We start from the raw sequence: 14,234 nt of genomic DNA, 5'->3' as shown, positions 1-14,234 counted from the left end.
TGCGGGTTTTGCTACGTTCCGAAAGTGGCGCAGGTTAAGAAAACGGAGTATCTTACAGAGAGCATCCGTGAAAAGGATGCGGGGATGAACAAAGGGGTATCGGGATTCACGGCGGCTCCGATCCAGCCAGATTCATTCGTTACCTTGCTGAATTTAAGTCTTTCAATCCGTAAATCAACAGTGCAACGGTGTCCTTTGATAAGAAAGTAACTATCGCCCATCTTTCCGATCTGCACTTTGCAAGCAAGAACGATCGTTACCTGATAGCGAGGCTTGACGTCATGTTTGCCGAGTTCGTTCGCCGCCGGTACGATCATCTCGTGATGACCGGCGACCTGATCGACACCGCCTCACCGGTGCTCTGGACGATCATCCGGGACGCTCTGGTGCGCCACGGGCTGTTCGACTGGACAAAAACCACGGTGATACCGGGCAATCACGACCTGATCGACCTCGAAGAGGAGATGCGCTTTTACAACGCGCTCAATCCCGATGACCGGAGCCGTCAGCGAAGACTTGACCATCGTCTCCGGCAGTTCAACGCCGTTTTCCGTCCGCTCATCAGCGGCGACGGCGGAGAGGCGGCGGGCGTGCCCTTTGTCAAGGTGATGCGTTTTGGCCAGATTGCGCTCTCGTTCGTGGCGGTCAATACGGTCGATCCGTGGTCGGGAGCAGACAATCCGCTCGGCGCGCGAGGCAGCGTTTCGCACGAAACGCTCAAGGCGCTCCGGGAGCCGAATGTCCGGCAGGCGCTCGACGAAAGTTTCGTCATCGGCCTCTGTCACCACGCCTACAAGGTCTATGGCACCGGTATGCTGGTCGATCAGGCGTTCGACTGGACCATGGAGTTCAAGAATCGCGACGAATACCTCGGGGCGATGAAAGGTCTCGGCGCGAAACTGGTGCTGCACGGCCACTTCCACCGTTTCCAGGTCTATCAGGTTGGCGGCATGGACTTTATCAACGGCGGCAGTTTCCGCTACTCTCCCGAACGGTACGGCGAGCTGACCATCGGCGCGAACGGCAGGTGGTCGCACCGCTTCGTCAACCTCGCCCTCAAGCGGTAGCGTGTCGGCTTTTTTCTGACTCCGGGTGCAAAAAAAGAACCCCGGCGGATGCCAGGGTTCGAGTGTTGATCGCAAGAAGGGAGCGTTCGCCGGCGCATCAGTTCATGCCGCGGCGGGCGAGTTGGCGATCCATCATAACGAGTGCGTGCCCCTTTTCTCCGGCCATTTTGATGGTGCCGAGAATCTCGCTGGCGGCAGCCTCCTCCTCGACCTGCTCTTCGATGAACCAGTGCAGAAGCACCTGCGCCGCGTAATCTTTGGCATCGACGGCGGCTTCATACAGCTTGTTGATGAGCGCGGTGATTTTGCGCTCGTGGTTCAGCACCTCCTCGAACAGGTGCGCCGGGGACTGGAAGTCCGACGTCGGCTGGGCGATAGGGAGCAGCTCCACCTTGACGCCGCGTTCGTTGACGAATTTGTAGAGCTTCATAGCATGGCCCTGCTCCTCCTTGAACTGGAGTTCGAGCCAGTGTGCGAAGCCGGGAAGATTCATCGAGTGGGCGTAGGCGGCCATCGACAGGTAGAGGTAGGCCGAAGCCATCTCGTGGTTGATCTGTTCGTTGAACGCTTGCTGAAGTTTTTTGCTGAGCATGGGTACACCTCTTTTTGCTGATGGTTGGTTTTGCGATTGTCTGTCAGGGCATTTCAACCATGCCGGGCGGCTGATCGTTTCAGCGCAGGGCTTTTCAGGAACTGGCAGGGCAACTCGCTCTTCTCAATAAAACGAGAGTTTCGGTGTAACGGGGGAGACCGGCGGAATCGTTGCCCCAATCGAAACCTCGACTGCGACAACAATAGCGTGTGAGCGCAAGACCCTCGCTGAGCTTTGCGTTCTGACGATCCGGGCGGGGTTTTTCAGGAGAGTTTCTCTTCCTTGACACCCAGTTCTTTCATGTACTCGCGGATGCGGACTGCGTGGTTCTGGTCTTCGCTGGCGAGCTGTTTGAAAATATCGGCGGTCAAGGAGCCGGTGTCGCTGTCCATGAACTCCTGGAAGTGCGCCTCTCCGGCGGACATTTCGATGTGCAGCGCCAGGTTCAGCGCCTCCTCCCGCGAGAACGGCGAGGCGGCGAAGCGCTCCGCCTCGGCGAGGATGCGGGCGTTGTTCGCCTTCAGGGCTTCGAGGTCTCTGGAGAGCAGATTTTCCGGAAAAAACGGCAACGGCTGCGGCTGCTTTTTCTCCTGCTGGAGCAGGGCGGCGTGGCTGCGCTCCTCCATCGAGAGCTGCCACCAGAACTCCTCGTCCTCTTCGAACCGGTCGTTGAAAAGAGTATAAAGCTTCGCGAGATTGAGTTCGAGCTGTATCGATTCGTCGAGCAGAGCGGCGATGGTCGGTGAGGTTGACATGGAAGTAACAGGTGTCGGTGACGGGTGACTTGAATTTCAAACAGGGGCAAGATAATGAACGGCGGCGACATTGAAGAGGAAAGGGACGCAAAGGACATCAGGGACTTCAGGGACAGCAAGGAGTGCGATTCAATGCTCTTTGTCCCTTCAGTCCTTGCTGTCCCTGAAGTCCTTTTCTTTAAAGAACGAGCGAAACACCTACTGCTCGCGATACTTCGCGTACTCCTGCAAGCTCTTGACGCCGAAGGGCTGGCAGCGGGTGCAGTCGATTGCCCGCACCGAGGCTTCGGCGGCCTCGACGGTGGTGACGAACGGCACGCCGCTCTGCACCGAGGCCGAGCCGATGGCCTCCTCGTCGTGCAGCGCCTTTTCGCCGCGCGGAGTGTTGATGACGAAGTCCACCTTGCCGAGCTTGATGATGTCGAAGATGTTTGGCCGTCCCTCTTCGCCCACCTTGAAAACCTTCTTGCACTCAATGCCGTTTTCGGTCAAAAAAGCGTGGGTGCCGGTGGTAGCCACCAGGTCGAAGTCCATGCGGTAGAGTTCGCGGGCGACGTTGAGGATTCGCTGGTTTTTGTCCTGCTCGTTGACGCTGATGAAGACCGTGCCGGAGAGCGGCAGGTGCATGTTGGCCGCCTGGTAGGCTTTGGCGAATGCTTCGGGGAACGATTCAGCCAGGCTCATCGCCTCGCCGGTGGAGCGCATTTCGGGGCCGAGATAGACGCCGGACTTGACGAACTTTGAGAAGGGGAAGACCGGCTCCTTGATGGCCATATGCTTCAGGCCAAGCTCGTCGCAATCCTTCAGGTCGAACTCACGGCGCAGGTCGCTGAGTTTTTCGCCGAGCATGACGCGTGTGGCGATCTTGACCACCGGAATCGCCGTGGCCTTGCCTACGAAGGGCACGGTGCGGCTGGCGCGCGGGTTGACCTCGATCACATAGACTTTGCCGTTCTGCACGGCGTACTGCACGTTCATCAGGCCAACGACGCCGATGTGCTCGGCGAGCTTGCGCGTGTGCTCCTTCATAGTGGCGATGGCCGCCGGATCGATATTGTAGTAGGGCAGAATCGAGGTGGAGTCGCCGCTGTGGATGCCGGCGGCCTCGACGTGCTGCATGATGCCGCTGATGACGCAGTCGGTGCGGTCGGCGATGGCGTCGATGTCGAACTCGACGGCGGTTTCGAGGAAGCGGTCGATGAGCAGCGGATACTTTTCGGTGATGAAGAGCGCCTGGTCAACGTACTCCTTGAGCGAGTCATCGCTGTAGATGATCTTCATGGCGCGTCCGCCAAGCACGTAGCTGGGGCGCACCAGCACCGGATAGCCGATGCGACGGGTGATCTCCTGCGCTTCGGCGAAGGTGGTGGCCGTGCCGTAGTCGGGATGCGGAATGTCGAGCTTTTCGAGCAAGGCGCCGAACCGCTTGCGGTCTTCGGCCAGGTCGATACCGTCCGAGGAGGTGCCGAGGATGTTCACGCCGGCTTTGTCGAGCTTGGTCGAGAGTTTGAGCGGGGTCTGGCCGCCGAAGCTGACGATCACGCCGAGCGGCTGTTCGTGCTCGATGATGCGGATGACGTCCTCGAAGGTGAGCGGCTCGAAGTAGAGCTTGTCGGCGATGTCGTAGTCGGTCGAAACCGTTTCGGGGTTGCAGTTGACCATGATGGTTTCGTACCCCGCTTCGCGCAGGGCAAAGACCGCCTGCACGCAGCAGTAGTCGAACTCGATGCCCTGGCCGATGCGGTTGGGGCCGCCGCCGAGGATAATCACTTTTTTGCGATCGGAGCGCACCGACTCGTTCTCCTCGTCGTAGGTCGAGTAGTGGTAGGGGGTGCTGGCGTCAAACTCGGCGGCGCAGGTATCGACGGTCTTGAAGACCGACACCACGCCGTAGTGGGTGCGCAGCTCGCGTACTGTGGCTTCGCCGGTCTGGAATATGGTAGCAATCTGGAAATCGGAAAAGCCGTGCTCCTTGGCCTTTTTCATCTTCGGAGCGGGCAACCTGAGCGCGAGATTCTGCGCCTCGCCGGAGAGTTCAGGGAGTGGTGTGGTCATGCAGCGTCGTATTGGAAAATCATGTTTGAAGAGCGTCGCCAAAGTTAACAATTCATGGCCGTACTTTACAACCGCCGGAGTATAATAAAAAGGCGTCCGAACTCAAAGTTCAGGAAAGTGTCGAGTCAATGGGGACAATGTCCCGCATCCACCGCCATTGCGAGCCATCCCGAAGTCGGGATTGGATACCGCACTCGAACCATGAACATGATTATCCTGCCACCTCTCTACTGTAGGGACGGGTCTTGTGCCCGTCCCTTTCAGCCACCGCCGCGCGGGCCGGTTCCGGAAGTTTTTTCGACTATCGCTATTATATTCTTCTCTTTTCGTGTAATTTCCGACCGTTAACCATAGGCATCAGTCCAGTAAGCATACTTTGCGATGAGCGATAAAAAGTTTGACTCTATAGCATCGGCCCTCGAAGACATCAGGAACGGTAAACTCATCATCGTCGTCGATGACGAAGACCGCGAAGACGAAGGCGATTTCATCGCCGCCGCCGAGCACGTGACCCCCGAGATGGTGAATTTTATCACCAAAGAGGCGCGCGGCCTGCTCTGCGTGGCCATTCCCATGCAGCGCGCTCGCGAGTTGCAGCTCGAACCGATGGTGCAGCGCAACACCTCGCAGCACGAAACCAACTTCACCGTCTCCATCGACGCGCTCGCCGAAGGAGTCACCACGGGCATTTCGGCCTACGATCGCTACATGACCCTCAAGATGATCGCCGATCCGTCGTGCTCGGCGGATGACTTCTCTCGCCCCGGCCACATCTTTCCGCTTCGGGCGATGGATGGCGGCGTGCTCCGCAGGGTTGGTCACACCGAGGCCGCCGTCGATCTCTGCCGCCTGGCTGGTTGCCAGCCCGCCGGTCTGCTTTGCGAAATCCTGCACGACGACGGCAGCATGGCGCGCGTGCCTGAGCTTTTGAAGCTCAAGGAGAAGCTCGGCATGAAGATCGTCACCATCAAGGATCTGGTCGCTTACCGGATGCAGGAGAGCAAGCTGGTGCACCGCGCCGTGGAGTCGAAGCTTCCCACCGCGCATGGCGAGTTCGGCCTGATTGCCTACGAAACCCTCGTCGATCAGCAAAACCACATGGCCTTCGTCAAGGGCGACGTCGCCGACGGCGAACCGGTGCTGGTTCGGGTGCACTCGCAGTGCGCCACGGGCGACACCTTCGGCTCGCTGCGCTGCGATTGCGGCCACCAGCTCGAAACCGCCCTGCGCATGATCGAAAAGGAGGGGCGCGGCGTGCTGGTTTATCTCATGCAGGAGGGGCGCGGCATCGGCCTCATCAACAAACTCAAGGCCTATAATTTGCAGGACGAGGGTTTCGACACGGTCGAGGCCAACGAGAAGCTCGGCTTCAAGGCCGACCTGCGCGACTACGGTATCGGGGCGCAGATTCTTCAGGATCTCGGCGTCCGCAAGATGCGTCTCTTGACCAACAATCCGAAAAAGATCGTCGGCCTCGAAGGCTACGGCCTCGAAATCGTCGAGCGCCTGCCGCTCGAAATCGAACCGAACGAGGTGAACCGCCACTATCTCGAAACCAAGCGCGACAAGCTTGGCCACATGATTGAAATGGCGACGGGCAACGAACGCATCCTCTTCGAGCGCCTTGCCGACGAACAGTTGAAACAGCACAAAAAAGATTAACCTCCACCGGGAGAAAAAAGAACGATGGATAACGATATTCTCAAACGGCTCGACCCCGAGGTTTTCGAGGCGATCGCCAATGAAACGAAACGCCAGACCGAGACGCTCGAACTGATCGCTTCGGAGAACTTCACCAGCAACGCGGTCATGGAAGCGTGCGGCTCGGTGATGACCAACAAATACGCCGAGGGCTACCCCGGCAAGCGTTACTACGGCGGCTGCGAGTTCGTCGATGTGGCCGAGAACCTGGCCCGTGACCGCGCCAAAAAGCTCTTCGGCTGCGACTACGTCAACGTGCAGCCGCACTCCGGCTCCAGCGCCAACATGGCGGTGCTGTTCGCCGTGCTCAAGCCGGGCGACGCCATCATGGGCCTCGACCTCTCCCACGGCGGCCACCTGACTCACGGCAGCAAGGTGAACTTCTCCGGTCAGTTCTTCGACGCACACTCCTACGGCGTTGACAAGGAGACCGGCATCATCGACATGAACAAGGTCGAGGAGCTGGCCATGCAGGTCAAGCCGAAACTCATCATCACCGGCGCGAGCGCTTACTCGCAGGGCTTCGACTTCAAGGCGTTCCGCGAGGTCGCCGACAAGGCGGGCGCGCTGCTCATGGCCGACATCGCCCACCCGGCGGGTCTGGTCGCCGCGGGCCTCTCCGCCGACCCGATGCCGCACTGCCACTTCGTGACCACCACCACGCACAAAACCCTGCGAGGCCCGCGCGGCGGCATGATTATGATGGGCAAGGATTTCGAGAACCCGCTCGGCCTGACCATCAACACCAAGAACGGCCCGCGCGTCAAGTTGATGAGCGAGGTGATGGACGCCGAGGTGATGCCCGGCATCCAGGGTGGCCCGCTGATGCACATCATTGCCGGCAAGGCGGTCGCCTTTGGCGAAGCGCTCCGGCCGGAGTTCAAGGCCTACGCCCGGCAGATCAAGGAGAACGCCGCTGCGATGGCCGCGAAGTTTCTCGAAGCCGACTACCACATCGTCAGCGGCGGAACGAAGAACCACCTCATGCTGCTCGACCTGCGTAACAAGAACGTCACCGGCAAGGTCGCCGAGAATCTCTTGCACGAAGCGGGCATCACGGTCAACAAGAACATGGTGCCCTTCGACGACAAATCGCCCTTCGTCACCAGCGGCATCCGCGTCGGCACCCCGGCCATGACCACGCGCGGCATGTTGGTCGCCGAAAGCGAGAAGATCGTCGAACTGATCGACCGCGTCATTTCAGCCGCCAACGACGCCAACGTCGCCGAGGTCTGCAAGCAGGTCAGGCAGGAAGTCAAAGAACTGTGCTTGCAGTTTCCGCTGAACGGCTACGGTTTGCAGTCATAAGCAGGCAGCACCAAAGCATTACAAAGGCCGGCGCCCCGCAAAGGTGGCCGGCTTTTTTTGTGTGAAAAAGTGGACTTTGTGGATGAAGAGCGGATGCTTGTTTTTTGTCCACGGGGTCTATTCAGTTCATTTCGTTCCGAAGCGTTTTTCGAGAGCGCTGATCTGGCGGTCAAGGAGGTTACAGGCAACGATGGTTAGCGTAATGGCGGCATTGGCGGAAATTTCGGGCAGGGAAGCCTGGGCGGGAGCGGACGGGTTGTGCTTGCTTGGCTGGCTCTTGTGCTTTCGCAGAACCCAGAGGGCGACTTCATCGACCGAGGAACATTGACGGTTCATCAGTGATTTGCGCCGCCAATCATCATGTGGCCAGATGGGCAGGTTATTCTGAAAAAGAAAATCCTCATAATCGCCCCGCAACTCAGCTATGTATGAGCGAGCTTCGAGGGTCAGTTTGAGTTCGTTCATTTTTGGATCACCGGCGGTTCGATAACCTTCAGCAATGTTTTCAACTCCAGATCGCGCGAACTGCACCATCCGGTCGTGGATTTGACCATGCTTTTCGATATAGCGATTGCAGAATCGCACGGTTACGTCATAGAGCAGCCGCGCGACCTGAAAGCTTTTCAGCTCTCTGTATCCGCCATGATCGGGGTTGAGGGGTATGGTGCTCATGTTTTGCTGCGAAGGAGTTTGGGAGTACCGCAACGATTAAATATAATGAAAAATATGCGAAATAATTAATAGTTATTCTTTGTCGTGTAGCCGTTTGTTTTCTCCGCATTCTGTGGGCCAGGTGTGCGACCTGTAACGGGTTGTGGCTATATTGAACGAAAACGAGAGACCAAAAGAGGGGAAAGAATGCCGTCGATACTTGCCGTGATTGCCGTTATCGTTCTGGCCGCGATCATCCTCGTGGCGTTACTGCTCCGTCCAGTGGTGCGCTGGCTCCTCGGTGAGTGGCACGCGGCAAAGAGCCGGAACTACCCGAACCGGTTGCAGTGAGGGTGGACTGAGTGGACTTTGTGGACGGCGTGGACTGAGTGGACAAGGGAAAAAAAGAAAGGCATTCGATCTTCGTCAACCAAGTCCACTCTGTCCACAAAGTCCGCAGCGCTTTTCTTCCCCCTCACTCCCCAAGAATCCCCCGGATCGACTCGTTCACCTCCTGCTCCATCGCCCGGAATTGCTTGTTGTGTTCGAGCAACTCTCTCGATAGCTGTTCCTGTTCGCTCGCGACGGGAGCTGACTGGAGTTGCGCGATAATTCTTTGCTTCTCTTTCTGCATCGGCTCAAGCACGAGCGTCTTCACCGCGACGAGGAAGTGGGTGAGGCAGCGGCGGGCGTGCTGTTCGATTTCGGCGAGGGTTGGGTGCGTGGTTTCGTTGACCGGCAGGCGGAAGAGGATGTCGAAGCCGAGGTTGCTCGCCTCCTCCATGCCGATGGAGCTGATCTCCGAGGTGATGTCGAGGTGGCCGTCCCGTTCGCCCGTTTCGCGGAAGCGTTTGACCAGATGGCTGAAGATGGCGCGGGCGGCGGGGTTCGCGAGGTGGAACATCGTTTCGTGCGAGGCGGCGAAGTCGAGCACTTCGTTGCCGTAGAAGGTGCTTTCGAGCAGCGCTTCGAGAAAGGTGCGCTCCGGCACGGAGAGCGGCGCCGATTGCGCTGGCAGTTCCGGCGGCGGTTCGTTGCGCTGCCGGTACGGCTCCCGCGAGCCACCGCGTCCGCCGCTGCCTGCCATCGCCTTGCGCAGCGTCTGTCGGCTGAGGTCGAGCTTTCTGGACAGTTCGTCGATGTACAGCTCCTTCTGTACCGGATCGGCGATGAGCGAGATGCTCCGCGTCATGACGGAGACCGCTTTCGAGGCCGTGTCGGGACTCTCCATCCATCCGGCGTCGCGGTAGCAGCGGAGCTGGAAATCCTGGAACGAGGCGCGTTCGTGCTCCAGCACCTCTGCGAACGCCTCCTTGCCCCGATTGCGGATGAAGCTGTCGGGGTCTTCCGCGCCGGGCAGCATCACCACCCACGGCGTCAGGCCTTCGGCGAGCAGAATGTCGATTCCGGCGAGCATCGATTTCTTGCCAGCGTTGTCGCCGTCGTAGAGGAAGAGCACGCGCGAGGTGTAGCGCTTCAGGATTTTGGACTGGTAGCGGGTCAGCGCGGTGCCGCACGAGGCAACCGTGTTCGGGAAGCCCGCCTGGTGCATGGCGATCACATCCATGTACCCCTCGACGAGAATGGCTGTCTCCTGCCGCCGGATTTCGTCCTTCGCGGCGTGCATTCCGTAGAGCAGCTTCGACTTCTCGAAGGAGGCGCTCTCCGGCGAGTTGATGTACTTCGGCGTCTCGGCGTCGCTCGAAAGCGTCCGCCCGCCGAAGCCCGCGACTTGGCCGCCGATGGTGAGAATCGGAAAGATGACGCGGTTGCGGAAGGTGTCGTAGAGCGTATGGCGCTTTGGGTGGCGCGTCAACAGGCCGAGCGCGATAAGCTGCTCCATCGGCGCCTTGTCCCGCTCCGCCGCGTGGAGCAGAAAGTCCCACGACTCGGGCGCGAAGCCGAGGCCGAAGCGGCGGATCGTGGCGGGTTCGAGTCCACGGTTGCTGATGAGGTAGGCGAGCGCCGGGCTTCCGGCTTCGCTTTCGAGGGTGCGGTGAAAGAGCCGCGCTGCCCAGCGGAGCGTATCGAACTGGCTGCTCTCCTGCTGCTTCTCCTCCTCCTGCCGCGCGTGCTGCTGCCGGTACTTGCCGATGTCGATATTGGCGCGCTTGGCCAGCATCTCAACCGCTTCGGGGAAACTCACCTTCTCCATTTCCATGATGAAGGTGAAGACGTTGCCCCCCTTGCCGCTCGAAAAGCACTTGTAAATCTGTTTGTCGGGCGAGACGATGAACGACGGGGTTTTCTCCTGCGTGAAGGGCGAGAGCGCCTTGAAGCGGTGGCCCGACGGTTGCAGCCGGACATAATCCGACACGACATCAACAATGTCCGTGCTCTGACGAACCTCGTCGATCACTCGTTCCGGTATCATGCCTGCCATTGCTCGTCCTTTTTTCTGTTCGATGCTATGATAAGCTGAAAAAAAAGAAATCGCAACGTTCAGCGATTCTGCCGTCCAGAGGCTACTTTTTTTGAAAATAATTACTGTTTTACACGATTTCTCCGGGAGTTCCTTCCGTGGCAGGTTGGCGAGTCTATGCTTTATTACTACATTATCACAGTGACAGCCTCCTTTTCTGATTGGTTTTAGAATTATCGGCCTTGCAGTTTCTTCATACCGCCTCATGAGTATCCTTTCCCGAAACGCCTGCCCCGCTGGCGGGCTTGCAAGTGACCTTCCGGATGCGCTTTATTCTGACTTGAAAGAGGGCTTTGTCGTGGATTCCGTTACTTCCAACATCTCAATACCAACCATATGAAACAGGGATTTTTTACGGCGATACTGATTGTGGTGACCTACGCGGTATCCCTCGGTTTTTATGTCTGGATGGGCACGACGCCACCGGAATCCATGTTCCACGCCGTCTGGAAAGGCGGGCCGGTCGTGTCGGTGCTGATGGCGCTGATTCTGATGGTGATCGCCTACATCGTCGAGCGAATCGTGGCCTTGAACAAGGCTTCCGGAAAAGGCTCCATGACGGAGTTCGTGCAGAGCCTCAAGCAGGATGTCGATTCGGGTTCCATCGACCAGGCGATCTCCCGCTGCGACGACCACCAGAGTTCGCTTGCCGCCGTGATGCGGGCCGTGCTCGACCGCTACAAGATGCTCGCCGCGCACAATGTGACCGACCGTGAAAAGCGTGTCAGCGAAATGCAGAAGGCGGTCGAAGAGGCGACCGTCATGGAGATGCCGCTGCTCGAAAAGAACCTCGTGGCTATTTCGACCATCGCCTCGATCTCCACGATGGTCGGCCTGCTCGGCACCACGCTTGGCATGATCCGCGCCTTCACGGCGATGGCCACCAGCGGCGCGCCGGACGCCGTGCAGCTTTCGCTCGGTATCTCCGAGGCGCTCTTCAACACGGCGCTCGGCATCCTCGGCGGCATCATGGGCATCGTGACCTACAACGTCTTCACCAACCGGGTTGACAAGTTCAGCTACCAGATCGACGAAGCGGCCTTCTACATCATCCAGACGCTCGGCACCGGAAAAGTTCAATCGTGACCCATGTCCAAAATCAAACGAAAACGGGTAGGCTTCCGGCTCGACATGACGCCGATGGTCGATGTAGCGTTCCTGCTCCTGACCTTCTTCATGCTGACCACCAAGTTTCGTCCGCCGGAAACGGTGACGATCGACCTGCCGTCGTCGCACTCGAACATGAAGCTGCCGGAGTCCGATGTGCTCACCGTGACCGTCGCGAAGGACAACTCGATCTACATGGGGGTTTCGTCGCAGCGCACCAGGGAGCGGCTTTTCGACACGGTGGTCAGGCCGAAGCTCGAAAATGCGGGCATCTCCCAGGCGGCGGTGGCCGATTCGCTCCGGAAGTTCAGGCTCGACGACAGCTTTAAAATCGAAAAAGAGGAGCTGGCCCGTTACATCATGATGTCGCGCTTCGCCGACCAGCGGATGAGGCCGGTCATCAAGGCGGACAACAAGGCCGATTATGAAGCGGTCAACTACGTCATCAAGGTGTTTAAAAAGATGAACCTGCTCAACTTCAACCTCGTGACCGTTCTCGAAAAGGAGGTGCGCTGATGGGTATGGTCGATTCCCCCGGAGAGCGGCGCGGCTCGAAGCGAAGCGCGCGCCAGCGCAAACGGCTCGGGTTCCGGCTCGACATGACGCCGATGGTGGATGTAGCGTTCCTTCTGCTCACCTTTTTCATGCTGACAACCACCTTCGCCAAGTCGAACACGATGGAGATCAACATTCCGCCAGAGACCGGCGAGGTGGATGTGGCGGAGCTGAACGTCATGACGCTCCGCGTGCCCGGCGACGGCTTCGCCTACTGGTCGCTCGGTGAGGACGCGCCGCGCCGCACACCGCTCTACGACCAGAGCGAGAACTTCGCCATGCTCAGCAAAGAGCTTCGCCAGGTGCTGCGCCAGCAGTTCGGGAACAACAAAAAGCTGGTGATTGTCGTCAAGATCAGCGACAAGGCCAAGTACAAATCGCTGGTTGACATCATCGACGAGTTCAACATGATGAAGATCGACCGGTTCAGCCTCGACGAGTTCACCGCGCAGGACGAGGCCGCAATTCAGAAGGTCGTGGCCATGCAGTGAAGGGGCGGGGCGCGGTTTTGTGCAGTTCGTGAACCAGAAAACAGGAGTACGGAAAGGTGTCGTCAAAGTTCAAACAGGTACATGAAGATGCGGCGAGAAAGGCGCAGCGCTGGACGTTCCGCGAGCAGTTCCTCGATACCGACCGGCTGAGAAAGATCGATTACGGCAATCTCAGTCTGAGGCGCGAGGCTCATCTGTTTCTGACTCACGGCGTGGTGGTGGCCGTGCTGCTCTTGTCGCTCTTCTGGCTTGTCAGCGCGAACTGGAATCGCGTGATGGGCATGTTTGGAGGCGGCCATAACGCCCAGACAGATGTGCAGTGCTACGAGATCGTCACCAACGTGACGCAGTTGCCTCCTCCTCCGCCAATGGCTCCTGAGCCGCCGAAGGCGAGCGCGGCAGCAGCACCGGTGGACGCGCCGAAGGTGGGCAAGATCAAGAAGGTGGCTGAAGCGCCGCCGGATCAAACCTTCGCTACGCAGAAGGAGATCAAGCAGGCGATCCAGCAGGGCGCGCCTCAGGATGGCGGCGGATCGGGATCATGCGAAACCATCGTGGAGTTTGTGAATTGCCAGAATCCGCCGACGGTGGTCAGCACACCGAGGCTCATGTACCCCGAAATGGCGAGGATCGCCGGAATCGAGGGGCGGGTTTTCGTGCGCGTACTCATCAGTGAGGAGGGCCGTCCGATGAAAGCCGAGATCGTCAAGCGCATCCCCGCCGACCAGACAGTGTTCGACAAGGAGGCGACGCGCATCGCGATGGAGACGAAGTACACCGCAGGAGTGCAGAACGGCAGAAGGGTGCGGGTCTGGATGACCATTCCTGTGCGCTTTACGCTGCACGAAGGGTGAAGCGAATGATGAATGATGAGTTCTAAATGATGAATTGAAGAGAGGGGAGATTGGATTTGTAGGGGCGGCTCTTGTGGCCGCCCTTATTTTTTTTGTCATTCTGAACGAAGTGAAGAATCCAGTCGAAACGCCTCGATGCTACCCGAAAAAGTTGGATTCTTCCCCCAACTGCGTTGGACTCAGAATGACAGGAAAAACCGGAAATAGTCTTTCCCTGAACACGCATAGTTTTCCTGGGTGTTCACTTTGTCGAAATCGCCATCGAAATCGAAGTTGTCTGTTTCGTTTCGCATTGACCCCGGACACCGTCATCGCGAGTCCCGACAGGTCGGGACGTGGCGATCCATCCCTGTTGTGCGCCTTCACTGACTCCGCATGGATTGCGGCGTCGCTATGCTCCTCGCAATGACGGGGGAATGTACACGGCGGTTCTGTCTTGACTTGACACGAAAACTTCTGTGCGTTTTGAATTGTTCTTTTTGATGATTATCTCTGATATATATCATCAGGAGGAGAGCACATGGACACAGCGAAAATATTTACTTCGGGTCGCAGTCAGGCGGTTCGGTTGCCGAAAGAGTATCGTTTCGAGGGCAAGGAGGTGATTGTCCGGCATTTCGGCAATGGCGTCATTCTTCTGCCTTGCGACAAGCCTTGGGATATGCTCGAAGCGGCG

General features: G+C 58.4%; 14 protein-coding genes. 9 read left to right on the top strand and 5 right to left on the bottom strand.

The features are described from left to right. Positions 1 to 188 precede the first annotated feature (188 nt). Positions 189 to 1,067, top strand: a complete 879-nt coding sequence (locus EST62_RS00680) for a metallophosphoesterase (protein WP_129050192.1) — start codon at positions 189 to 191, stop codon at positions 1,065 to 1,067. Positions 1,068 to 1,164: 97 nt separating this feature from the next. Here EST62_RS00680 and EST62_RS00675 read toward each other — a convergent pair whose 3' ends face one another. The 3 genes from EST62_RS00675 to carB all read right to left on the bottom strand — a co-directional run bounded on the left by EST62_RS00675 (position 1,165) and on the right by carB (position 4,469). After that, positions 1,165 to 1,659 carry a ferritin gene (locus tag EST62_RS00675; protein ID WP_129050191.1) on the bottom strand — a complete coding sequence of 165 codons (495 nt, stop codon included), beginning with the start codon at positions 1,657 to 1,659 and terminating at the stop codon, positions 1,165 to 1,167. A gap of 263 nt (positions 1,660 to 1,922) precedes the next feature. Then, positions 1,923 to 2,414, bottom strand: a complete 492-nt coding sequence (locus EST62_RS00670) for a rubrerythrin family protein (RefSeq protein ID WP_167599087.1) — start codon at positions 2,412 to 2,414, stop codon at positions 1,923 to 1,925. 198 nt (positions 2,415 to 2,612) lie between these two features. Further along, positions 2,613 to 4,469 (bottom strand): carbamoyl-phosphate synthase large subunit, encoded by a 1,857-nt coding sequence (gene carB, locus EST62_RS00665; RefSeq protein ID WP_129050190.1) that lies wholly within the window; start codon positions 4,467 to 4,469, stop codon positions 2,613 to 2,615. Between the two features lie 381 nt (positions 4,470 to 4,850). Here carB and EST62_RS00660 point away from each other — a divergent pair, with 381 nt between their 5' ends. Together EST62_RS00660 and glyA are read left to right on the top strand one after the other, a co-directional pair. Next, positions 4,851 to 6,131, top strand: coding sequence for a bifunctional 3,4-dihydroxy-2-butanone-4-phosphate synthase/GTP cyclohydrolase II (locus EST62_RS00660; RefSeq protein WP_129050189.1), 1,281 nt, complete (start codon positions 4,851 to 4,853; stop codon positions 6,129 to 6,131). Positions 6,132 to 6,155: 24 nt separating this feature from the next. Beyond that, positions 6,156 to 7,478 (top strand): serine hydroxymethyltransferase, encoded by a 1,323-nt coding sequence (gene glyA / locus EST62_RS00655; protein WP_129050188.1) that lies wholly within the window; start codon positions 6,156 to 6,158, stop codon positions 7,476 to 7,478. Between the two features lie 126 nt (positions 7,479 to 7,604). On the opposite strand, the gene EST62_RS00650 is transcribed toward glyA, so the two are convergent. Next, a complete protein-coding gene (locus EST62_RS00650; protein ID WP_129050187.1) occupies positions 7,605 to 8,150 on the bottom strand; it encodes a four helix bundle protein in 546 nt (181 codons plus the stop codon). A gap of 186 nt (positions 8,151 to 8,336) precedes the next feature. Between EST62_RS00650 and EST62_RS13330 the strand changes: the two genes are divergently transcribed. Continuing rightward, positions 8,337 to 8,480 carry a hypothetical protein gene (locus tag EST62_RS13330; protein WP_167599086.1) on the top strand — a complete coding sequence of 48 codons (144 nt, stop codon included), beginning with the start codon at positions 8,337 to 8,339 and terminating at the stop codon, positions 8,478 to 8,480. A 124-nt stretch (positions 8,481 to 8,604) separates the two neighbouring features. On the opposite strand, the gene dnaG is transcribed toward EST62_RS13330, so the two are convergent. Next, positions 8,605 to 10,503, bottom strand: a complete 1,899-nt coding sequence (gene dnaG, locus EST62_RS00645; RefSeq protein WP_167599095.1) for a DNA primase — start codon at positions 10,501 to 10,503, stop codon at positions 8,605 to 8,607. 384 nt (positions 10,504 to 10,887) lie between these two features. Between dnaG and EST62_RS00640 the strand changes: the two genes are divergently transcribed. The 5 genes from EST62_RS00640 to EST62_RS00620 form a co-directional block, all read left to right on the top strand. After that, entirely contained in the window at positions 10,888 to 11,637 is a 750-nt protein-coding gene (locus tag EST62_RS00640; protein WP_129050186.1) for a MotA/TolQ/ExbB proton channel family protein, read from the top strand. A gap of 3 nt (positions 11,638 to 11,640) precedes the next feature. Beyond that, positions 11,641 to 12,174, top strand: a complete 534-nt coding sequence (locus EST62_RS00635; RefSeq protein ID WP_129050185.1) for a biopolymer transporter ExbD — start codon at positions 11,641 to 11,643, stop codon at positions 12,172 to 12,174. Next, positions 12,174 to 12,704, top strand: a complete 531-nt coding sequence (locus tag EST62_RS00630; protein WP_129050184.1) for a biopolymer transporter ExbD — start codon at positions 12,174 to 12,176, stop codon at positions 12,702 to 12,704. The genes EST62_RS00635 and EST62_RS00630 overlap by 1 nt, the downstream gene beginning before the upstream one ends. A gap of 56 nt (positions 12,705 to 12,760) precedes the next feature. Then, the gene (locus tag EST62_RS00625) at positions 12,761 to 13,558 is read left to right on the top strand and encodes an energy transducer TonB (protein WP_129050183.1); all 798 of its coding nucleotides are present in this window, start codon (positions 12,761 to 12,763) and stop codon (positions 13,556 to 13,558) included. Between the two features lie 520 nt (positions 13,559 to 14,078). Continuing rightward, a partial coding sequence (locus tag EST62_RS00620; RefSeq protein WP_129050273.1) for an antitoxin occupies positions 14,079 to 14,234 on the top strand: 156 nt, incomplete at its 3' end.

This window comes from Chlorobaculum sp. 24CR (genome assembly GCF_004118635.1).
Classification (GTDB): domain Bacteria; phylum Bacteroidota; class Chlorobiia; order Chlorobiales; family Chlorobiaceae; genus Chlorobaculum.
This window is presented reverse-complemented; position numbering and strand designations above follow the sequence as displayed.

What these genes read in the sequence shown, in the direction of transcription:
- EST62_RS00675 (WP_129050191.1), bottom strand. Translation starts at nt 1,659, where the DNA reads ATGCTCAGCAAAAAACTTCAGCAAGCGTTCAACGAACAGATCAACCAC.
- EST62_RS00670 (WP_167599087.1), bottom strand. Translation starts at nt 2,414, where the DNA reads ATGTCAACCTCACCGACCATCGCCGCTCTGCTCGACGAATCGATACAG.
- carB (WP_129050190.1), bottom strand. Translation starts at nt 4,469, where the DNA reads ATGACCACACCACTCCCTGAACTCTCCGGCGAGGCGCAGAATCTCGCG.
- EST62_RS00660 (WP_129050189.1), top strand. Translation starts at nt 4,851, where the DNA reads ATGAGCGATAAAAAGTTTGACTCTATAGCATCGGCCCTCGAAGACATC.
- glyA (WP_129050188.1), top strand. Translation starts at nt 6,156, where the DNA reads ATGGATAACGATATTCTCAAACGGCTCGACCCCGAGGTTTTCGAGGCG.
- EST62_RS00650 (WP_129050187.1), bottom strand. Translation starts at nt 8,150, where the DNA reads ATGAGCACCATACCCCTCAACCCCGATCATGGCGGATACAGAGAGCTG.
- EST62_RS13330 (WP_167599086.1), top strand. Translation starts at nt 8,337, where the DNA reads ATGCCGTCGATACTTGCCGTGATTGCCGTTATCGTTCTGGCCGCGATC.
- dnaG (WP_167599095.1), bottom strand. Translation starts at nt 10,503, where the DNA reads ATGATACCGGAACGAGTGATCGACGAGGTTCGTCAGAGCACGGACATT.
- EST62_RS00640 (WP_129050186.1), top strand. Translation starts at nt 10,888, where the DNA reads ATGAAACAGGGATTTTTTACGGCGATACTGATTGTGGTGACCTACGCG.
- EST62_RS00635 (WP_129050185.1), top strand. Translation starts at nt 11,641, where the DNA reads ATGTCCAAAATCAAACGAAAACGGGTAGGCTTCCGGCTCGACATGACG.
- EST62_RS00630 (WP_129050184.1), top strand. Translation starts at nt 12,174, where the DNA reads ATGGGTATGGTCGATTCCCCCGGAGAGCGGCGCGGCTCGAAGCGAAGC.